The sequence below is a fragment of the Parasutterella sp. genome (assembly GCF_057870745.1).
On the sequence record NZ_DBMALT010000012.1, the window covers coordinates 19299 to 38498 of the forward strand.

21 protein-coding genes are annotated in these 19200 nt (G+C 46.2%); 16 read left to right on the forward strand and 5 right to left on the reverse strand.

What is annotated here, in order from left to right; all coding sequences use genetic code 11:
* The first annotated feature begins 4 nt into the window (after nucleotides 1-4).
* The 3 genes from mnmE to rsmG are packed head-to-tail and all read left to right on the forward strand — an operon-like array spanning nucleotide 5 to nucleotide 3977.
* Nucleotides 5-1396, forward strand: coding sequence for a tRNA uridine-5-carboxymethylaminomethyl(34) synthesis GTPase MnmE (gene mnmE / locus ACZND6_RS04835; RefSeq protein WP_008810345.1), 1392 nt, complete (start codon nucleotides 5-7; stop codon nucleotides 1394-1396).
* 23 nt (nucleotides 1397-1419) lie between these two features.
* Nucleotides 1420-3330: a tRNA uridine-5-carboxymethylaminomethyl(34) synthesis enzyme MnmG gene (mnmG, locus tag ACZND6_RS04840; protein ID WP_039895747.1), complete on the forward strand. Its 1911-nt coding sequence runs from the start codon at nucleotides 1420-1422 to the stop codon at nucleotides 3328-3330.
* 2 nt (nucleotides 3331-3332) lie between these two features.
* Nucleotides 3333-3977 carry a 16S rRNA (guanine(527)-N(7))-methyltransferase RsmG gene (rsmG, locus tag ACZND6_RS04845; protein WP_008810348.1) on the forward strand — a complete coding sequence of 215 codons (645 nt, stop codon included), beginning with the start codon at nucleotides 3333-3335 and terminating at the stop codon, nucleotides 3975-3977.
* A 119-nt stretch (nucleotides 3978-4096) separates the two neighbouring features.
* On the opposite strand, the gene ACZND6_RS04850 is transcribed toward rsmG, so the two are convergent.
* The 5 genes from ACZND6_RS04850 to ACZND6_RS04870 form a co-directional block, all read right to left on the reverse strand.
* Nucleotides 4097-4927 carry an NADPH-dependent FMN reductase family protein gene (locus ACZND6_RS04850; RefSeq protein WP_008810349.1) on the reverse strand — a complete coding sequence of 277 codons (831 nt, stop codon included), beginning with the start codon at nucleotides 4925-4927 and terminating at the stop codon, nucleotides 4097-4099.
* 100 nt (nucleotides 4928-5027) lie between these two features.
* Nucleotides 5028-5633 carry an ABC-type transport auxiliary lipoprotein family protein gene (locus tag ACZND6_RS04855; protein WP_118631571.1) on the reverse strand — a complete coding sequence of 202 codons (606 nt, stop codon included), beginning with the start codon at nucleotides 5631-5633 and terminating at the stop codon, nucleotides 5028-5030.
* Nucleotides 5634-5641: 8 nt separating this feature from the next.
* On the reverse strand, nucleotides 5642-6637 hold the full coding sequence (locus ACZND6_RS04860; RefSeq protein ID WP_008810351.1) for an MlaD family protein: 996 nt from the start codon (nucleotides 6635-6637) through the stop codon (nucleotides 5642-5644).
* 2 nt (nucleotides 6638-6639) lie between these two features.
* Nucleotides 6640-7401, reverse strand: coding sequence for an ABC transporter ATP-binding protein (locus tag ACZND6_RS04865; protein ID WP_418572819.1), 762 nt, complete (start codon nucleotides 7399-7401; stop codon nucleotides 6640-6642).
* Nucleotides 7401-8321: an MlaE family ABC transporter permease gene (locus ACZND6_RS04870; protein WP_241679875.1), complete on the reverse strand. Its 921-nt coding sequence runs from the start codon at nucleotides 8319-8321 to the stop codon at nucleotides 7401-7403. The genes ACZND6_RS04865 and ACZND6_RS04870 overlap by 1 nt, the downstream gene beginning before the upstream one ends.
* A 390-nt stretch (nucleotides 8322-8711) precedes the next feature.
* Here ACZND6_RS04870 and ACZND6_RS04875 point away from each other — a divergent pair, with 390 nt between their 5' ends.
* The 13 genes from ACZND6_RS04875 to hemE all read left to right on the forward strand — a co-directional run bounded on the left by ACZND6_RS04875 (nucleotide 8712) and on the right by hemE (nucleotide 19115).
* A complete protein-coding gene (locus tag ACZND6_RS04875; RefSeq protein ID WP_008865158.1) occupies nucleotides 8712-9509 on the forward strand; it encodes a ParA family protein in 798 nt (265 codons plus the stop codon).
* A 31-nt stretch (nucleotides 9510-9540) separates the two neighbouring features.
* On the forward strand, nucleotides 9541-10398 hold the full coding sequence (locus ACZND6_RS04880; RefSeq protein WP_489524429.1) for a ParB/RepB/Spo0J family partition protein: 858 nt from the start codon (nucleotides 9541-9543) through the stop codon (nucleotides 10396-10398).
* A gap of 136 nt (nucleotides 10399-10534) precedes the next feature.
* Nucleotides 10535-10879 (forward strand): ATP synthase subunit I, encoded by a 345-nt coding sequence (locus ACZND6_RS04885; protein ID WP_008810356.1) that lies wholly within the window; start codon nucleotides 10535-10537, stop codon nucleotides 10877-10879.
* Between the two features lie 19 nt (nucleotides 10880-10898).
* Nucleotides 10899-11726, forward strand: coding sequence for a F0F1 ATP synthase subunit A (gene atpB, locus ACZND6_RS04890; protein ID WP_008810357.1), 828 nt, complete (start codon nucleotides 10899-10901; stop codon nucleotides 11724-11726).
* A gap of 51 nt (nucleotides 11727-11777) precedes the next feature.
* The gene (gene atpE / locus ACZND6_RS04895; protein ID WP_008810358.1) at nucleotides 11778-12020 is read left to right on the forward strand and encodes a F0F1 ATP synthase subunit C; all 243 of its coding nucleotides are present in this window, start codon (nucleotides 11778-11780) and stop codon (nucleotides 12018-12020) included.
* 70 nt (nucleotides 12021-12090) lie between these two features.
* Nucleotides 12091-12561, forward strand: coding sequence for a F0F1 ATP synthase subunit B (locus ACZND6_RS04900; protein ID WP_008810359.1), 471 nt, complete (start codon nucleotides 12091-12093; stop codon nucleotides 12559-12561).
* Between the two features lie 2 nt (nucleotides 12562-12563).
* The gene (locus tag ACZND6_RS04905; protein WP_008810360.1) at nucleotides 12564-13112 is read left to right on the forward strand and encodes a F0F1 ATP synthase subunit delta; all 549 of its coding nucleotides are present in this window, start codon (nucleotides 12564-12566) and stop codon (nucleotides 13110-13112) included.
* Nucleotides 13113-13130: 18 nt separating this feature from the next.
* Nucleotides 13131-14672, forward strand: coding sequence for a F0F1 ATP synthase subunit alpha (gene atpA / locus ACZND6_RS04910; protein WP_008810361.1), 1542 nt, complete (start codon nucleotides 13131-13133; stop codon nucleotides 14670-14672).
* Between the two features lie 22 nt (nucleotides 14673-14694).
* Nucleotides 14695-15567, forward strand: coding sequence for a F0F1 ATP synthase subunit gamma (atpG, locus tag ACZND6_RS04915; RefSeq protein ID WP_008810362.1), 873 nt, complete (start codon nucleotides 14695-14697; stop codon nucleotides 15565-15567).
* 29 nt (nucleotides 15568-15596) lie between these two features.
* Nucleotides 15597-17000: a F0F1 ATP synthase subunit beta gene (atpD, locus tag ACZND6_RS04920; RefSeq protein WP_008810363.1), complete on the forward strand. Its 1404-nt coding sequence runs from the start codon at nucleotides 15597-15599 to the stop codon at nucleotides 16998-17000.
* A 44-nt stretch (nucleotides 17001-17044) separates the two neighbouring features.
* Nucleotides 17045-17458: a F0F1 ATP synthase subunit epsilon gene (locus ACZND6_RS04925; RefSeq protein ID WP_008810364.1), complete on the forward strand. Its 414-nt coding sequence runs from the start codon at nucleotides 17045-17047 to the stop codon at nucleotides 17456-17458.
* Between the two features lie 109 nt (nucleotides 17459-17567).
* On the forward strand, nucleotides 17568-17936 hold the full coding sequence (locus ACZND6_RS04930; RefSeq protein ID WP_021868473.1) for a universal stress protein: 369 nt from the start codon (nucleotides 17568-17570) through the stop codon (nucleotides 17934-17936).
* A 108-nt stretch (nucleotides 17937-18044) separates the two neighbouring features.
* Nucleotides 18045-19115: a uroporphyrinogen decarboxylase gene (hemE, locus tag ACZND6_RS04935; RefSeq protein ID WP_008810366.1), complete on the forward strand. Its 1071-nt coding sequence runs from the start codon at nucleotides 18045-18047 to the stop codon at nucleotides 19113-19115.
* Nucleotides 19116-19200: the final 85 nt, after the last annotated feature.

Consider the following 19200-nt stretch of genomic DNA (forward strand, 5'->3'; position numbering starts at 1 on the left):
CTAAATGTCTTTAGTGAAAACTTCACCAATCATAGCAATAGCAACCGGAAACGGAAACGCGGGTGTTGGTATCGTTAGAATCTCCGGCGAGGAAGAAGACGTCAAAGCTCTTTTCCAGAAGATGTTCCCGGGAAAAGAAATAAAACCTCGCTACGCAGAATTGCTTCCAATCAGAGACACTCAGGGTCAAATATTGGATACCGGAATTGTGATTTATTTTCGGGCCCCCTTTTCTTATACGGGAGAATCTGTACTTGAACTGCAGGTTCACGGAGGCAGAGTTCTTCTTAACTGGATTGTTCAGGAAGTGCTTATCTTCGGGAAAGAATTCGGCTTGAGACAGGCTCTGCCCGGTGAGTTTACGGAGCGCGCTTTTTTGAATGGGAAAATTGACCTAGTTCAAGCTGAGGCTGTAGCAGATCTTATCGAAGCAAATTCCCGTAACGCCGCAAAAGCAGCATCTCGTTCTCTAACCGGAGAGTTTTCTAATAAGGTTAATGCATTAAATGATGCGTTAATTAATCTTCGAGTTGAAGTTGAAGCTATTTTAGATTTTCCTGAAGAAGAAATTGATTTCTTGTCTGAATACCAGAGTCAGGAGAAATTAGAGGATATTCAGAATAGATTAGAGAGCGTTCTGGATTCCGCGCGTCAGGGCGAGATCTTGCGAGACGGTCTGAGAGTTGCTCTCGTTGGCGAGACCAATGTTGGCAAGTCCAGTCTTTTGAACTATTTAGCAGGCGAAGAAATTGCTATTGTTTCTGATATTGCCGGTACTACTAGAGATAAGATTCAAACTGACTTAATTATTTCCGGAGTTCCTTTCCACTTCGTAGATACGGCCGGTATTCGTGAAACAGAAGATCGAATTGAACAGATTGGTATCGAAAGGACGAAGCAGGAGATATCCAAAGCAGATGTTATTTTAGAAATTCGAGATATTAGAGATCAGCAAAATAAGAATAAAGACTCGATGCAAACAGCTCTGAAAATGATTAAAGGGAAAGATGTTCCTATCATTACTGTTTTGAATAAAGTCGATCTTATCTCAACTCCTCTTCCGAACACAAAAGATGTTTCACGTGGAACGATCATTGAAACCTCAGCTGTCACCGGAAAAGGGATGCAGGAATTGAAATCCGAACTTCTGAAACTGGCAGGTTTTTCAGAAAATCAGTCAATCTATATGGCTCGAGAGCGTCATATCCATAACCTGCTTAATGTAAAAGAATCGTTAAAGAGAGCCGCTTCTTACCTTAACTCAACTAGCCCTCAATTGGAGTTATTTGCAGAAGAATTAAGAGGAGCTTCCGATGAGCTGGGAGAAATTACCGGGAAGATTTCTTCTGACGATCTTTTAGGAAAAATCTTTAGTGGTTTTTGTATTGGCAAGTAAGCTGTTTCACGTGGAACAAAAAGATGAGTTATTGTTATCCAAATGAATACGAAGTAATTGTTGTTGGCGGAGGAAATGCCGGAATTGAAGCGGCAGCCGCCTGCGCAAGAATGAAAGCTAAAACGCTTTTAGTAACCCATAATTTGGACAATTTGGGCCAGCAATCTTGCAATCCATCTATTGGGGGCATCGGAAAAAGCCATTTAGTTAAAGAAGTTGATGCCTTAGATGGTTTAATCGCAAAAGCTACGGATTTTTCCGGTATTCAATTTAGGGTTTTAAATGCGTCTAAAGGTGCAGCCGTTCGCGCTACGAGAGCACAAATTGATCGGCGTCTCTATAAATATCAGATGCGGACAAGAATCGAAGCAATAGAAAATTTGTCTTTGATTGAGGAAGCTGTTGACGCCCTGCTTCTTGAAAACGGGAAAGTTGCCGGTGTCTATTTACGATCAGGAATCTCGATAAAGGCTAAGGCAGTCGTTTTGTGCGCCGGTACCTTCTTGAACGGTAAAGTATTTATCGGACAAACTTCATACCTTGCCGGCAGATCCGGTGACCCTTCTTCGGTAAATTTAGGAATTAATCTGGCGGAGCTAGGGTTACCTAAAGCTCGTTTGAAGACAGGCACACCTGCGCGATTAGACGGAAGAACAATCGATTTTTCTAAATGTGAAAGGCAGTTGGGCGATTCCGAGCCGGTACCGGTCTTCTCTTACATGGGTTCGCCTGAGGATCATCCGCAGCAAGTGCCTTGTTGGATAACAGATACGAACCAAACGACTCATGACTTTATTAGGAAAGGTTTAGACCGTTCGCCTTTATTTACAGGTGTTATTGAAGGGATAGGTCCTCGTTACTGTCCTTCAATCGAAGACAAAATTCACAAGTTTGCTTCTAAAAATTCTCACCATGTCTTCTTAGAGCCGGAAGGGTTAAATACTTATGAGTATTATCCCAACGGAATTTCAACAAGTTTGCCTTACGACGTTCAGGTGAATTTCATTCATTCCATTAAGGGCTTGGAAAATGTACACATCATAAGACCCGGTTACGCGATTGAATATGATTATTACGATCCTACCCATTTGAAAGACAATCTTGAAAGTAAAGAATTTGATAATTTATTCTTGGCAGGTCAGGTAAACGGTACTACCGGCTACGAAGAGGCCGCGGCCCAAGGCTTGATGGCGGGTATCAATGCAGTTTTAAAAATTAGAGATGAAGAGCCTTTCCTGCTCCGCAGAGATCAAGCTTATCTCGGTGTGATGGTAAATGATTTGATCACCAAAGGCGTGAATGAACCGTACCGTATGTTCACCTCGCGGGCAGAATATAGGCTGAGCCTGAGGGAAGATAACGCAGATGAACGACTTACTGAGATCGGTTATAAGCTTGGAGTTGTGTCAGAAGAGCGCTGGAAATTCTTCCAAGAAAAAAGAGAGCGGTTAGCAAGAGAGACAGAACGTCTTAAAAGTATTTGGGTGAACCCCGGTGTACTGGATAAATTCAGCTTAGAAGAAGTTGTGGGCGCTGAACTTTCTAAGGAATCACAACTCTATGTAATGCTGAAACGACCGGAAGTAGATTATCAAAAACTCAAATTATTGAAGACAAAAGACGGAGAATCGCTGCTGCCTCCGCCCTATCTTTCGGACGAAGACGCTGAAACGCTTACGACTAAAGTTAAGTATTCCGGCTATGAAGACAAACAAAAAGCCGAAGTTCAGAAGAACTTGGAAAAAATAGAGACGGTTATTCCAGAAGATTTTGATTACGATTCTGCAAAGGGCCTGTCGTTTGAAATCACACAAAAATTGAAAAAGATCAAACCGAGAACACTTGGGGAGGCTTTAAATATTTCCGGGGTGACACCTGCGGCGATTTCTATCCTTCTCGTTTATCTGAAACGATACCGAGGAAAGAAGGAGTAAATATGGAAAAGAATCGAGAAGAACTCATCCAAGGATTGGAAAGGCTCGGGATAACAGCCGGTGAAGAAGAGGTTTCAAAGTTGATTTCTTTCTCCGAGCTGTTGCTGAAATGGAATAAAGTTTATAACCTTACAGCGATTCGAGACGAAGGGGACGTAATTAGAAAACATCTGTTGGATTCTTTGACGCTACTTCCTTATTTCAAGTTGTACGGATCAGAAGTAGGTTGCAGAACTTTGGACGTTGGGTGTGGCGGGGGATTACCTGCTATTCCCTTGTCAATCTTCTTGAAAGATTTTGACTTTAATTTAATCGACACGGTTAATAAGAAAATAACTTTTGTCCGACAAGCGGTCATTCAACTGAAACTTCCGAATGTCAATGCTTTTAATGAAAGAGTTGAAAATTTTCATCCATTAAAGCCTTTTAATTTAATTAGTTGCAGAGCATTCTCTTCATTAGCAAGCTTCGTGACGTTAACTGAGCACTTAATTGACGAGAATGGACGATGGCTAGCCATGAAAGGCAAGTATCCGGTCGAGGAAATTAACGAGCTTCCGGCCGGTGTTGGTGTGGAGAAAGTGATAGAGCTGAAAGTTCCTTTCCTGGATACTGAAAGACATCTGATAGTTTTAAAGAAGAAATAAGGAGCTTAAAGTTCGCTTCAATTTTTATTAAGGAAGATGTAACTCAACATCGTCCCTTTATTTGTGAGTTGCAGTGAACAATCGCAGCTCACAAGAAAATGCTAACGCTTAATGAGATTTCAGACTGCGTTCGTCGAACCGGAAATTGTTACTTCGCTTCCTTCCGAAGGAAGTGCATCATAAAAGACGCCCATGCCGATGGGCTGCCCATTGAAATACAGAATATTATTTTGAAAACTCAGACAGTCAGGTGCAGGATTGGTACTTAGACGCGGCTTAGGCTTTACCTGTGGTGTTTTGCACCATGTGGCCGTTCTCGGAAGCATCTTTGCAAATTCTGCATTTGTGAAATCAATGCGCGCTTTAATTTCTTCTTTGTAGGCATCCAAGCCTTTTGTGAGTATGGCATGCATTGAAGGAGGCAAAGATCGATTGCGGAGCATTGTCTCAAGTTCCCTATCAGTGAGGTCGGAGGCCCTAGGGACGTGTGTGAAGCGTGTGATCTTTGCGTGAGGAAGCAGCTTATGGACGTCTTCATACATTCCGCCTAGCCGTCCGACACCTACGGAAATAATTTCCACTTCGTTGTTTAGTGAATGTTTCCTCAGGAAGCTTTGCATCGGCAAAGCCGGCGTGTACCCCCAGACAGGAAAAATCAGGACGATCTTTCGGTAATTGTCCAAATCTATGTTCAACGGTGAGATGGGAGGAAGTTCTCTCTTCTTTCTGTCCTCTCTCGCGTCATAAGCGTTATAAGGCTCCAAGGTTTTAATTTCTGAGATATCGCAGTGCTCTAATTTTTGAAAAATTTCTGTGACTCTCTTAGAGTTTCCCGAGAAACTATAGAAAATCGCTAACTCTTTTTCTTTTGCGCTTAGGACTGCTGCCGGATTAAAAAAAGAAAAACCGGCGAGAATCGTTAATAAGGCGCGACGCGTTATCGATTTCATTATTTCCAGAATTCCTATAGCCTTCCCCTCGCCTCTTTGGATTAGGAGAAGGCGCGAGTCCAGAGTGAGCTTAAATCAGAGAGGAACAAGCACGCTAACCTCACATTCTTGTGGCTTGCTTATTGAGGTCGTTGGTTAATGTCTTGAAGATGTTCTCGAGGCAGACATCAAAGGCGCTCACGGCTCCCGGCATATCGTCTGTTGGCGTGTTCTGTGTTTGGCTGTAGGTTTCATGGAAAACCAGTTTGCCGGAAACGCTTGCCACCACAGAAACTTCCATTTCGACGACAGCTGCAAACGGTTTCTTAACAGCATTGATGAAGAACTTGGAAACAAAGACCGTGAGCTGATAAGCAGGTGTACTGATGGAATTAGGAGAAAGGACAACATTCCATGGTCCACAGTCTTGTATGACTTCGCGTAAGCCGTCTCCGATGAGGTTGCCGGGATTAGATGAAAACCTATTGATGTCTGTGTTGTAGATTCGGTTGTCCTTAATTAACACATAGCAGCGCGTACTGTCATAGGGAGACGCAATCATAGGGGAATTGATGCGCACACTGGAGAGACGGCGTTTCGGTGCTCTGCAGTCCTGAGTGTTTAGATTCGCAAGAAGTGTATAGAGCTTCAGCGGAGGTCTTTCAGGGAGGATTGAGCAGCCGGCTAGTCCGGTTAAAAGTCCTAAAGCAAGAGTTCTTCTCTTCATAAGCGTGCCTATTTATTAACTTGGAAGGGTTCTGCTGTCTTTGGCGCTGGTGCTAAAAACTCAGAGGCGGAACCCGAAATATTGTTCGTAAGATTCTTTAAATTTTGTGCGATCTTACTTAAGTTCATAAGCGTAACCGTTACGTCGTAACCATTGTTAGAAACCATCTGATTTAGATTACGAGATAAGTTTGTCAGGTTGGTTACGAGCTGTTTAGTCTCAGCTTTTTGACTGAGGTTGCCGATTTGCTCAGCAGATTTATCCAGCTGCGCAATGAGTGTGTTCAGCTGGTTGATGTCGAACTGATTGATCTTGTTGTCAGCTTGGTTAAGTAGGTTGGAAAGAGAGCTTCCAAGTTTATTAAAGGAGGACGGATCAATTCCGTTCGCGATCCTCTCAAGATTAGCAATGAGAGATTGGATCACGGGGACGGTTTCCTGGAGATCTTTGTTGATATTTAAAGAATCAAGACTGGCAAGGAAGCCTTTGACATTTTCAACAATTTCATTGCTCAAGCTTGGAGCTGACGGAATGAACAAATACTTAGGTTTCCAATCAAAAGGAACACGATCTGCGGGATATTTCTTCGGATCCAGGAAATCTACAGAGAGATACAAGGAGCCGGTGATGCCCGCAAGCTGTGTTTGGATTCTCAGACCGTGATTAATATAGTCCTGAAGGTGGGATTCAACTTCCTTTCCAGCCAGTTCCATTCTCATTCTTACAACGGCAACAGCTTTGGTCTCAGAAAGAATTTCTTGAGAAGAAGACGGATAGGCTTCCGTCGATAAGAGAATCTCTTGAACCTGTCCGACCTGGATACCTCTAAATTTAACCGGGGCTCCGACTTCTAGTCCGCTGATAGAAAATTGGAAATACGTCTCCATTTCTGCGTACGGCTTTCCAAGGCTCGGGCCGAGAAGTATAAGGATAGAGGCGATTGCCGCTGCAATGGCAGCGACTACAAACAGGCCCAATCTGAAATAATTTGTTTTAACTCCCATTTCTACTCCGCATCAGGTTGAGCATTAAAAAATTGTCTAACCCACGGGTTAGGAGAATTTTTTTGTAAGTCGTTAGGTGCCCCGTCGGCGATGATGGAACGTGTTTTTGGATCAAGCATGATGCATCTGTCTGCGATTCTAAAAATACTTTTCAATTCGTGACTGACAATGACGAAAGTTGCCCCTAGATTGTCGCGAAGTTTGCGTATTGTTTGGTCTAAGTTGGCCGCAGTTATAGGGTCAAGTCCTGCGCTTGGTTCGTCTAATAGAAGAATAGTTGCTCCGAGAGACAGGGCTCTGGCTATGCCGGCTCTCTTGATCATGCCTCCGGAAAGTTCCCCGGGAGTTAAGTTGGCCGAACCGGGCATCTCCATAGCGTTCAGAAGTATTTGTGCAGTCAGGTTTCTGGCTTCTAAGGGTAGTTTTGAAAATTGATCCAACGGGAAACGGACGTTTTCCAAAACAGTTAGAGAACCGAACAAGGCTCCGCTTTGGTACATGATGCCTAAGCTTCGCTGAATTTCAGGAATTTCTTTTCCCGAGTTGATAATACTTTTTCCTCGAATAAGTATGTCTCCGGCCATGGGCGGATTCAAACCGATGATAGTTTTCATCAACGTGGATTTTCCGCAGCCGGACCCTCCCATTATGAAAACAATTTGTTTTTCATAAATATCGAAAGATACATTCTCTAAAAGAATCTTTCCCGGCCAACCCATCGTGAGGTTACGCACACTTATTACGGATTTCTTAGAGGTGTCCATCATATTCCCAACCTGTTAGTCAGAAGAGCTGCAGCACCGTCGATCACGACAATCCAAATAATGCTTTTAACAACGGATTTCGTCGTAGAAGAACCGACGGCAGCTGCACCGGCACCGGTGTTCATACCGCATTGACACCCGATAAGTGCAATTACAAAACCGAAAATTACAGCCTTCACTAACCCGAAAACAATATCGGTCACAGTCACGGATTTAAGTAGCTGTACATAAAACTGTGTATACGTAATGTCGTACATTGCCATGACTAGACCTCCTCCAAGGATCCCTAGGATCGTGGCAAAGACAGACAATAGCGGCACGACAAGGGAGGAAGCGATCAGGCGAGGAACGACTAAAAAGTACATTGGGCTCAGGCCGAAGGTCGTTAATGCATTTAATTCTTCATTAACTTTTTGAGTTCCGAGCTGGGCTGCGAAGGCAGAACCACTTCGACCGGCAAAGAGGATTGCGGTCATAAGAGGCCCCAATTCTCTTGTCATCGCAATTCCGATACCATTGACTACGAAAATAACGGCTCCGAAAATTTGAGCAACTAAGGCCGTTTCAAAAGCGATAATGACGCCCATTAAGAAACCGATAAGGCAGATAATGCCTACGGCTCTGCTGCCGGCCTCATCTGAGACGGAGAGAATTTCTCCGAAACGGATTTGAGACGGATGCAGCAACACGTCTGTCAGAGCGCAGCATGCCGAACCTAAAAAAATGATGCTTTGCTTGGTGGAAGAGGCAGCGTCGTAAAGCCATTTTCCGAGACTGCTTACAACGCCTAGAGATTTTTTCTCGACCGGTTTCGGAGAAAAATTCTTCAGCATTGTGTTGTAAAGCGTTTCAATGCTGGCCGATACGTTGATAAGTTTAAAAGCGTCAGGTCTCGACCGCAGCTCGTATAAGAGTGTCAAACCGGACTCATCACAAAAGGTAAGGTCCGATGCGTCAAAAATAGTCTGTCCTGAACTTTCCGCTCCGAGGACCTGCTCCCATATTTTCACAGAGGTCTCTGCAGTGAGAGACGGCGGGAGTTTGACCGAAAGTTGCTTATCCATCTAGTTAATAGAAATTTAGTTCAGTAGATGCAGAAATTCTAGCCTCCCTGGTATCCATCTCCCTCGGAGAGTGTGTAGATTGGGTTATTCCGGATTCTGATAAGAGTATTCGGTCGCCGCCGTACAAAGGTGAAAAGTTATGTCTGTCATTACTAAAAATTAAACAGCTAAAAACCTTTTTCCCTAATTGGGTAAAATTAAAGAATTTACTAATCGGCTTGAAAAATTTCGGAATATATAGACAACATGGCAAAAATTTACTGTATAGCTAATCAAAAGGGCGGTGTGGGAAAAACGACCACAGCCGTTAACTTAGCTGCTGCGTTGTCTCAGCTGTCTTTTAATGTTTTGTTGGTTGACCTTGATCCACAGGGAAACGCGACGACAGGGAGCGGGCTTGAGAAAAATAATCTTGTTCAATCTGTTTACGAAGTATTGTTGGACAGAGCGGACATAAAGAAAGTGATCACTCACTCCACATCCGGCTACGACATTCTGGGTTCTAATAGAAAGCTTGCCGCAGCCGAGGAAGAATTATTGTCTGCAGCGAGAAAAGAGCTGAGGTTAAAGACGAAGCTGGACGAAGTGTCCGGGCAATATGACGTCATTATCATTGACTGCCCTCCTACACTTTCAATTCTGACAATCAATGCATTTTGTGCGGCAGACGGTCTGATTATTCCGATGACGTGCGAGTACTACTCTCTTGAAGGTGTTTCAGACTTATTGCTGAGTATTCGCGCCGTCCGAGAGCAAGTGAACAGCGGTTTGGTGATTACCGGTCTTTTGAGAGTGAAGTTTGATCCTCGTATTACGCTTCAGCGTGAAGTTAGCGAGCAGCTCTCCGGATATTTCGGGTCATCGGTTTTCTCTTCCGTTATTCCGACAAATGTTCGCCTCGCAGAAGCCCCTAGCTACGGACTTTCAGGGATTCAGTACGACCCCTCATCAAGAGGCGCCGTATCTTATAAAACGTTTGCAGAAGAACTTGTGAAAAAAGACAAGTTAAAGAAACTTCTCAAAAACAGAAAGCGTGAGGGTTGAAGTGGTTGTTAGAAAAGGATTAGGAAAAAATATGGACAGCGTTTTCAGTATGAAAAACGTTGCCGATGTGATAGACAATCCGAAGGTTCCGGAGCCGAAAAGTTCTTTGCCGCTTTCGGCTCTCAAGCCGGGAAAATTTCAGCCGAGAAACGACGTTGAAAATTCCGGCTTGGCCGAGTTAGCACAATCCATTAAACAAAACGGGATCCTAAATCCGATTGTTGTAAGAAAGCTCTCCTCGGACAAGTATGAAATTTTGGCCGGTGAACGACGCTACCAGGCTGCCAAAATAGCAGGGTTGAAAAAAGTCCCGGTAACGATTTTGGACGTGAGCGATAAGCAGGCCATGATCGTTGGCCTTGTCGAAAATCTTCAGAGAAAAGACCTCAATGCTTTGGAAACCGCGGAAGGGATTCAAAGACTCATTGAAGAATTCAAATACAGTCATGAAGGTGTAGCAGAGGCTATCGGCCGTTCCAGACCGATGATATCTAATCTTCTTCGTCTGTTAGGTTTGCCGGAAGCGGTTAAGACCATGCTCAGAGCCGGTGAAATAGAAATGGGTCACGCAAGAGCCCTGCTCTCTCTCCCGGAAGAACAGCAAGTCTGGCTTGCCCAGCAAATCAAAGAAAAAGGACTCTCCGTCCGACAGACTGAGGAATACGTTGCGCGTTATAAAGAAAGGGAAAATACAAGCGAGAATCCCCATAAAACGGTGCAAAAAAGCTCGGAATTTACTAAATTTGAGGATGAGCTTTCAAAAATCCTGAATACACATGTAAAACTTGTATCAAATTCTAAAGGAAGAGGTAACTTACAGATTTCATTTAAAAATGAAAAAGAATTTGCCGCAATTCTTGAACTTTTAAGGTCTCTAAATAATAAATAAAGCTATATTTATTGGAACAAACCCTTCATTCAAACGGATGATAATTGATTGATTCAGTTGCTCATTTTGGCCTAACTCATTAGAATGCATTCGGATTTTTGCTGTCAGGACGGGAAACAAGGAGATTTTTGAGACCATGAAGGCCTTGAGAAGAACTGTTTTCTGGCAAAGCGGAGCCGTCATTCTTTGTGGCCTTGTTTCTTGGGTTGCGGCAGGTTCTGTGGCCGGAATTTCATCCCTCTTGGGCGGTTTGGTTTGTGCGCTCCCTTCAATGCTCGTCGTCTTACTGATGCATTTGTTTCGGAATCAGCAAGCCCATCCGTTAGCAATCTTCTTATACGAATTCATAAAAGTGTCGCTGGTGATCTTAGGATTTTTCAGCGTCGCTTTGTTTTATAAAGAATTAAGCTGGCTGCCATTTATTTTGTCAGCTGGAATAGTTTTACTAAGTCATATTTTTGCTTTGGCAAGCAGGAAATAATTGAAGGAATAAACGAATCATGGCAGGCACGGCTACTGAGTATATTCAGCACCATTTGACGCATTTAAACAACATTGGTGCTAAGCAAGGAAGCATTGTCGACTTCAGCGTTTTTAACTTCGACACCGCTGTTTTCTCTATCCTTATGATGCTGTTGGCAGTTTGGCTCATGTACAGTGCAGCCAAAAAAGCCACAAGCGGAGTCCCGGGTAAGTGGCAGTGCGCAGTTGAAATGCTCGTCGATATGGTTTCGGAACAGGCTAAATCCATTGTTCACGGAGACCGCACGTTTATCGCTCCTTTGGCTCTGACCGTTTTCGTTTGGGTCACCCTGATGAACGCTATCGACCTTATTCCGGTTGACTTGATTCCTGCCATTTGCGGCTGGTTCGGCATTCATTACATGCGTCCTCTGCCTACCGCTGACCTTAACGGTTCTATGGGTATTTCCGTCGGCGTATTGCTGCTGATGATTTACTACGGTATCAAAATTAAGGGACCGGCCGGTTTCGGAAAAGAGCTTTTCACTGCTCCTTTCGGTAACTTCATTCTTCTCTGGCCGTTCAATTTCCTGCTGAATATCATTGAATATTTGGCAAAAACAGTTTCTCTCGGCATGCGACTTTTCGGTAATATGTATGCGGGTGAACTCTTGTTCTTCCTCATTGCGCTCCTCACCGGAATGCTTTGGGAAGGAGAAGTCGGACTTGCTGCTTTCGGTGTACTCGGCCAGTTCTTTGCCGGTCTCTGCTGGTGGTTATTCCATATTCTTATCGTGTTGCTTCAGGCCTTCATTATGATGATGTTGACTCTCGTCTACATTGGTCAGTCTCACGAAGGACACTAATTCTTTTCTTTCTTTTGATTTAAATACGTCATATTAAACAAGGAGTTCGTTATGACAAACGTTGCATATGTTGCATTGGCTTGCGGCCTGATCATTGGCTTTGGTGCCTTCGGTGCCTGTATCGGTATCGCTATCATGGGTAGCAAATACCTCGAAGCTTCTGCTCGTCAGCCTGAGCTTATCAACACACTGCAGACCAAGATGTTCCTTCTGGCCGGTCTTATCGACGCTGCCTTCCTTATCGGTGTCGGTATCGCCATGATGTTTGCCTTTGCTAACCCGTTTGTCGGCTAATAAGCCAACCATCCAACAGGTTTCCATAGACAAACTGCACTCGGACCCCGAGTGCTTAAGGGATTAGAAAATGAACATTAATGCCACATTGTTCGTACAGATGGCCGTGTTCTTCGTCGGTGCCTGGATCACCATGAAGTTCATTTGGCCACCGCTCAATCGAGCAATCGAAGAGCGGCAGAAAAAGATAGCTGACGGCCTTGCCGCAGCTGATCGCGGCGAACATGCTTTGGAAGAAGCCAAGAAAGAAGGCGCTTCTATCGAAGCCGCTGCACGTGCCCAGTCGCAGGTCATCGTGGCCCAGGGCGAAAAGCGTGGCCAAGCCATTATTGAAGAAGCAAAAGCTCAGGCACAGGTTGAGGCCGATAAGATTATCGCCGCTGCTCGTGCTCAGGCTGCTCAGGAAGTTCAGTCTGCCCGTGACGCCTTGAGAGATCAGGTTGCTCAGCTGGCTGTTTCCGGCGCTTCCCAGATTTTGGGTAAGGAAGTCGACGCTTCCGCTCACCAGCAATTGCTTGACCAACTTAAGGCGAAACTGTAATCATGGCAGAGATCTCAACAATTGCACGGCCTTATGCCGAAGCTTTGCTGAAGGCCGTCAAAGAAAGTAAGGAAGAGGGCTTAGCTCAAAAGCTTATTCCCGTCCTCGACACCATTGATGAGATTGTCGCCGACCCGAAGCTTAAAGAACTCGCTAGCGATCCCTCTTTAAGCTCGGATCAGATTTACGAACTTATCAGAGGAATGCTGGATAAGGCCGTTCCGCAAGAAGCTGAGAACCTTCTTAAGTTAGTCATCCAGAACGGCAGAATCGAAGCCCTCCCGCAGATCACTGCACAGTACCGCGAATTACTGAATCACGAAAACAAGGAAGCCGATGTCACCATTGAAACGGCCTTCCCCTTATCGGATGATCAGGTAGCGGACCTTATCAAGGCCTTGGACAAGAAGTTTCCCGGAATTAAGCTCCTGCCGAAAGTCGTGGTCGATAAAGACCTCATCGGCGGCGTGAGAGTCATTGTCGGGGACAAGGTTCTTGATGGAACAGTTAAGGCGCGGCTTGCAGAGATGCAGTCTGCCCTCACAAGTTAATTACGGAGTTGAAAAGCTATGCAACTCAATCCGAGTGAGATTAGCGAGCTGCTGAAGCAGCGAATCGAAGGTATGGGTTTGAACACCAACCTTCGCACTGAAGGTACGGTTGTCTCCGTTACCGACGGTATTTGCCGTGTTCACGGTCTTTCTGACGTGATGCAGGGCGAAATGCTTGAATTCCCGAATAACACATACGGTCTTGCTCTTAACCTTGAAAGAGATTCCGTCGGTGCCGTTATTTTGGGCGACTACACACATATTACCGAAGGCGATATCGTTAAGACTACCGGCCGCATTCTGCAGGTTCCCGTCGGACCCGCATTGAAAGGCCGCGTTGTTAACGCCTTGGGTCAGCCGATTGACGGTAAAGGCCCGATCGAAACAACTGAGTTTGACGTTGTTGAAAAAGTTGCTCCTGGCGTTATTGAACGTCAGTCCGTTAGCCAGCCGGTTCAGACAGGTCTGAAGTCTATTGACTCCATGGTTCCTATCGGCCGCGGCCAGCGTGAGTTGATCATTGGCGACCGACAGACAGGTAAGACTGCTGTAGCTATCGACACGATCATCAACCAGAAAGGCAAAGATCTGACCTGTATCTATGTTGCTATCGGTCAGAAGGCTTCCACGATCGCTAACGTTGTTCGTAAACTCGAAGAATACGGCGCATTGGAATACACCATTGTTGTTGCTGCTTCCGCATCTGAATCTGCTGCTATGCAGTACATTGCACCTTATGCCGGTGCAACAATGGGCGAATACTTCCGCGACCGCGGTGAAGACTCCCTCATCGTCTATGATGACTTGACAAAACAGGCCTGGGCTTATCGTCAGATCTCCCTGCTGCTTCGTCGTCCGCCTGGACGTGAAGCCTACCCTGGCGACGTTTTCTACCTCCACAGCCGTCTGCTCGAAAGAGCCGCTCGTGTGAACCCCGAATACGTAGAACGTTTCACTAAGGGTGCCGTTAAGGGCAAGACCGGTTCTATGACCGCTCTCCCGATCATTGAAACACAGGCCGGTGACGTTACCGCTTTCGTTCCGACCAACGTGATTTCTATTACTGACGGCCAGATCTTCTTGGAAACCGACCTTTTCAATGCCGGTATCCGTCCCGCTATCAACCCCGGTATCTCTGTTTCTCGAGTCGGTGGTGCAGCTCAGACTAAGGTCATTAAGAAACTCGGCGGCGGTGTTCGTTTGGCTCTTGCTCAGTATCGTGAGCTTGCTGCCTTCGCTCAGTTCGCCAGCGACCTTGACGAAGCAACACGTAAACAGCTCGAACGCGGCCGTATCGTTACTGAACTGATGAAACAGGATCAGTACCAGCCGCTGCAGGTTTGGGAAGAAGCATTGGTTCTGTTCGCCATCAACATCGGCGCTTACGACGATGTCGAAGTTAAGGACGCTCTGAAGGTCGAAGCTGCTATGCAGGATTACATGAAGATCAATCATGCTGATCTGATTGACCGCATTGAACAGCAGAAAGCCCTGTCTAAGGAAGACGAACAGCTCTTGACTGAAGCAGTTAAAGAGTTCAAGAAATCCGGTGCTTTTTAATAAGCCACGTTAGAGGATCCTAATGCCAAGTACCAAAGAGATACGAGCTAAGATCAGATCGGTGCACAACACCAGAAAGATCACAAAGGCGATGGAGATGGTGGCTGCTTCTAAGATGAAGAAGGCACAAGATCGTATGAGGGCTGCTCGTCCCTACGGAAATACGATCCGTAACTTAATCGGTCACCTTGCAGACGCTTCTACCGAGGCTGTTCATCCCTTCCTTCGTAAAGTTAAGGAAGTCAATAACATCGGCTTGATCTGCGTGTCCACCGACAAAGGCCTGGCCGGCGCTCTGAATACAAACATTCAGAGACTTCTTGCTCATACTTTCAGAGATTGGGCACAAGAAGGCAAAAAAGTCGAAGCTACTGCCATTGGTAACAAGGGCTTGGGCTTCCTCCAACGCGTTGGCATCCCGGTTGTTTCCCAGGTTACGCAGTTAGGCGACCGTCCTAACCTTGAGCGCTTGCTCGGAGCCATTAAGGTTCAGATCGAAGCGTTCCAAGAAGGCAGAGTTGACGTCGTCTACATTGCCTACTCTCGCTTTATCAATGCGATGAAGCAAGAGCCGGTTATTGAACAGCTTCTTCCGCTCCCGAAATCTGCGGTTGAGACGGACAAGCACGAGAATTCTTGGGACTACATCTACGAACCTAGCGCAGATGAAGTTTTGAAAGTTCTCCTTAAGCGTTACGTTGAGGCTCTGATTTATCAGGCTGTTGCCGAAAACATGGCCAGCGAGCAGAGTGCTCGAATGGTCGCCATGAAGGCCGCTTCTGATAACGCTAAGAAGCTTATCGACGATCTGGAACTGGTTTACAACAAGACACGTCAGGCCGGCATTACCAAGGAAATTACCGAAATCGTCGGTGGTGCTGCTGCAGTGTCTTAATTGAAAAGATATCGAATCGAGGAATACCTATGAGTATCGGAAAGATCGTACAGGTCATCGGCGCGGTGGTGGACATCGAATTCCCTCGCGACGAAATGCCCAAAGTTTACGACGCACTCGTTCTTGAAAAGGACGAAAACAACAAGCTGGCTGAAGAAGGCCTGACCTTTGAAGTGCAGCAACAGCTTGGAGACGGCGTAGTAAGAACCATTGCTATGGGTTCTTCTGAAGGTCTCCAGCGCGGTATGGCCGTTAAGGCTCTCGGACACGGCATTATGGTTCCGGTTGGTCCGAAGACCCTCGGCCGAATCATGGACGTTTTGGGACGTCCGGTTGACGAAGCCGGCGAAATCGGTGAAGAAAAACGTATGCCGATTCACCGTGCCGCTCCGAAGTTCGACGAACTGAGCCCGTCCGTTGACCTGCTTGAAACCGGCATTAAGGTTATTGACCTTGTTTGCCCGTTCGCTAAAGGCGGTAAGGTCGGTCTGTTCGGCGGTGCCGGTGTGGGTAAAACCGTTAACATGATGGAGCTCATCAACAACATCGCTAAGGCTTACGGCGGTTACTCCGTGTTTGCCGGTGTTGGTGAACGTACTCGTGAAGGTAACGACTTCTACCACGAAATGGGCGAATCCAAGGTTCTGGACAAAGTGGCCATGGTTTTCGGTCAGATGAACGAACCTCCCGGAAACCGTCTCCGCGTTGCGTTGACCGGTTTGACAATGGCTGAAGCATTCCGTGACGAAGGTCGCGACATTCTTCTGTTCATTGACAACATTTACCGTTTCACACTGGCCGGTACCGAAGTGTCCGCTTTGTTAGGCCGTATGCCCTCCGCTGTGGGCTATCAGCCGACACTGGCTGAAGAAATGGGTAAGCTCCAGGAACGTATTGCTTCTACGAAGGTCGGTTCCATTACCTCCATTCAGGCCGTTTACGTTCCTGCTGACGACTTGACTGACCCGTCTCCGGCTACAACATTCGGCCACTTGGACGCCACAGTTGTGTTGTCTCGTGATATTGCAGCTCTCGGTATTTATCCGGCTGTTGACCCGCTTGACTCCACTTCGCGTCAGATTGACCCGCACATCATCGGTGAAGAGCACTACTCTGTCACACGTCGTGTTCAGGCCACTCTGCAGCGTTACAAAGAACTCCGCGACATTATCGCGATTCTGGGTATGGACGAACTCTCTCCGGAAGACAAGCTCGCTGTTACCAGAGCTCGTAAGATCCAGAGATTCCTTTCTCAGCCCTTCCACGTTGCTGAAGTCTTTACCGGTCAGCCCGGTAAGTATGTTCCGATGAAGGAAACGATTCGCGGCTTCAAGATGATTGTTGACGGCGAATGCGACAAACTGCCGGAACAGGCTTTCTACATGGTAGGCACGATTGACGAAGCTTTCGAAAAGGCTAAGACAATCAAGTAATCCTAGGTGAGGGATCTTCCCTCACCGGCTACCTGGAGAATTAAATGGAAAAAACCTTAAAAGTCGACGTTGTTAATGCTGAGGAAAGCCTTTTTAGCGGCAACGCCGAGTTTGTAGCTCTGCCCGGTATCGAAGGCGAGCTCGGTATTCTGCCAGGCCATACTCCCCTGATTACGCTGATTCGTCCGGGTCTTGTTCGTATTCGCAAGAGTGCACAGGACGAGGAAGAAATTTTCGTAGCCGGCGGAGTTCTCGAAATCCAGCCCTTCCACGTGATCGTCTTAGCTGACGTAGCGATCAGAAGCAAGGATCTCGACGAAGCGAAAGCAAAAGAAGCTATGGAAAAAGCAAAGGCGGCTGCAAAGACTGCTGCCAGCGAAATCGAACTGGCGAAGGTCGAAGCCGAAATCGGTATGCTTGCCGAACAGCTCCGCATCCTTCAGAGAATCAAACACTAATACTTGTATTAGTTCTCTTAAACTCCGATCTTCTCATGGAAGTTTCGGAGTTTTTTCTTTTCTGCTTAGACTAAAATACCAAAGATATACTCAATACATGGAGAATCCAGTGATTTTAGTTTCTACCGATGGTTCCGAGCTTTCTGAAAAGGCAATCGTGACCGCAGCCAAGCTGGCAAAAAATCTCAATACTTGTGTTCTGGGCATAACCGTCGTCAAAGCTAAAGGTTCAGAGACCGCTGCAAGAACTTTGGATGATGTTAAAGATGCTTGTCAGAGAGTCGGAGTTCCGTGCGAAGTCTCGGAAGTTGTCGGAACTTCCATCCCTGACGCCATTCTCAAAGTCGCTCAGGAAAGAGACGTACGCTTTATTGTCATGGCTAGCCGCGGGTTGGGCACGCTCGGCTCTCTCTTTATCGGCAGTTCAACTCAGCAGGTCCTCGCCAAGGCCGACAGACCGGTCCTTGTGGTACGTTAAAAAAAGAACATTTGTTAAAGCGTCTTTCGGGACGCTTTTTTTATAAGGGCTCTTTCAGGATTTGTAATTACAATCCGAATCTGTTAAATCGTAATTTTTGCAACGGCTATGAAACTTCAAAACGATACTTTTCTTCGGGCGCTCTGTAAGTTACCCACAGACTACACACCGATTTGGCTTATGAGACAAGCCGGAAGATACCTTCCCGAGTACCGCCAGACTCGCTCTGAGGCAGGAAGTTTCATGGGACTGGCAACTAATCCTCATTACGCTTGTGAAGTGACCCTTCAGCCCGTGGACAGATACCCGCTGGATGCCGCAATTCTCTTTTCGGACATTCTGACGATCCCCGATGCAATGGGCTTGGGCTTATCTTTCGTTGCCGGTGAAGGTCCTAAGTTTGCAAAACCGGTTCAGGACGAAGCAGCCGTTAAAGCTCTTTATGTTCCTGATCCTTCCGACAAACTGAAATATGTGACGGATGCCGTATGCGAAATTAAGCGCGCATTGAACAACCGCATTCCCTTGATCGGTTTTTCCGGCAGTCCCTTTACACTTGCCTGCTATATGGTTGAAGGAGGCAGCTCTTCCAATTACCGCAAAGTAAAGGAAATGATGTATCGCCGTCCTGACCTTTTCAATGAGATTCTTGAAAAGAATACGGACGCTGTGATTGCTTATTTGAATGCACAGATTGAAAGCGGTGTGGATGCTGTAATGGTTTTCGACACATGGGGAGGCACACTGTCTCACGAGGCTTATCTTAAGTTCTCACTTCCCTGCCTGAAACGTATCGTCAATTCCGTCAAACGTGAGAGACACGGTCAAAAGATTCCTTCTATCGTTTTTACAAAAGGCTGTGCCCCATGGGTTAAAGAGATTTCAGAGATCGGTGCCGATGCGATGGGTCTCGACTGGACAGTCAGTCTCGGAGAGGTTCGTGCATTGACTCAGGATAAAGTTGCGCTCCAAGGCAACTTGGATCCTTCTGTGTTGTTTGCCGGCGAAGATGTCGTGAGACAAGAGGCCCGTAAGGTTATTGAAGATTTCGGTCATGTCGGAAACGGAGGACATGTCTTTAACCTTGGCCACGGAATCGACAAGGATACTGATCCTGAGGTCGTTGCCGCGCTTGTCGACGAAGTTCATTCCTACAGCCGTAAATTCCATTCCCGCTAAGCGTTTCAAAAGCATTTTTCTCCTAGCGGATTTGCTCAAAATTTACGGAAACGGCACTTTAAGTAAGGAGTTCAGTTCAAAATCG

What these genes read in the sequence shown, in the direction of transcription:
- mnmE (WP_008810345.1), top strand. Translation starts at nt 5, where the DNA reads ATGTCTTTAGTGAAAACTTCACCAATCATAGCAATAGCAACCGGAAAC.
- mnmG (WP_039895747.1), top strand. Translation starts at nt 1,420, where the DNA reads ATGAGTTATTGTTATCCAAATGAATACGAAGTAATTGTTGTTGGCGGA.
- rsmG (WP_008810348.1), top strand. Translation starts at nt 3,333, where the DNA reads ATGGAAAAGAATCGAGAAGAACTCATCCAAGGATTGGAAAGGCTCGGG.
- ACZND6_RS04850 (WP_008810349.1), bottom strand. Translation starts at nt 4,927, where the DNA reads ATGAAATCGATAACGCGTCGCGCCTTATTAACGATTCTCGCCGGTTTT.
- ACZND6_RS04855 (WP_118631571.1), bottom strand. Translation starts at nt 5,633, where the DNA reads ATGAAGAGAAGAACTCTTGCTTTAGGACTTTTAACCGGACTAGCCGGC.
- ACZND6_RS04860 (WP_008810351.1), bottom strand. Translation starts at nt 6,637, where the DNA reads ATGGGAGTTAAAACAAATTATTTCAGATTGGGCCTGTTTGTAGTCGCT.
- ACZND6_RS04865 (WP_418572819.1), bottom strand. Translation starts at nt 7,401, where the DNA reads ATGGACACCTCTAAGAAATCCGTAATAAGTGTGCGTAACCTCACGATG.
- ACZND6_RS04875 (WP_008865158.1), top strand. Translation starts at nt 8,712, where the DNA reads ATGGCAAAAATTTACTGTATAGCTAATCAAAAGGGCGGTGTGGGAAAA.
- ACZND6_RS04880 (WP_489524429.1), top strand. Translation starts at nt 9,541, where the DNA reads ATGGACAGCGTTTTCAGTATGAAAAACGTTGCCGATGTGATAGACAAT.
- ACZND6_RS04885 (WP_008810356.1), top strand. Translation starts at nt 10,535, where the DNA reads ATGAAGGCCTTGAGAAGAACTGTTTTCTGGCAAAGCGGAGCCGTCATT.
- atpB (WP_008810357.1), top strand. Translation starts at nt 10,899, where the DNA reads ATGGCAGGCACGGCTACTGAGTATATTCAGCACCATTTGACGCATTTA.
- atpE (WP_008810358.1), top strand. Translation starts at nt 11,778, where the DNA reads ATGACAAACGTTGCATATGTTGCATTGGCTTGCGGCCTGATCATTGGC.
- ACZND6_RS04900 (WP_008810359.1), top strand. Translation starts at nt 12,091, where the DNA reads ATGAACATTAATGCCACATTGTTCGTACAGATGGCCGTGTTCTTCGTC.
- ACZND6_RS04905 (WP_008810360.1), top strand. Translation starts at nt 12,564, where the DNA reads ATGGCAGAGATCTCAACAATTGCACGGCCTTATGCCGAAGCTTTGCTG.
- atpA (WP_008810361.1), top strand. Translation starts at nt 13,131, where the DNA reads ATGCAACTCAATCCGAGTGAGATTAGCGAGCTGCTGAAGCAGCGAATC.
- atpG (WP_008810362.1), top strand. Translation starts at nt 14,695, where the DNA reads ATGCCAAGTACCAAAGAGATACGAGCTAAGATCAGATCGGTGCACAAC.
- atpD (WP_008810363.1), top strand. Translation starts at nt 15,597, where the DNA reads ATGAGTATCGGAAAGATCGTACAGGTCATCGGCGCGGTGGTGGACATC.
- ACZND6_RS04925 (WP_008810364.1), top strand. Translation starts at nt 17,045, where the DNA reads ATGGAAAAAACCTTAAAAGTCGACGTTGTTAATGCTGAGGAAAGCCTT.
- hemE (WP_008810366.1), top strand. Translation starts at nt 18,045, where the DNA reads ATGAAACTTCAAAACGATACTTTTCTTCGGGCGCTCTGTAAGTTACCC.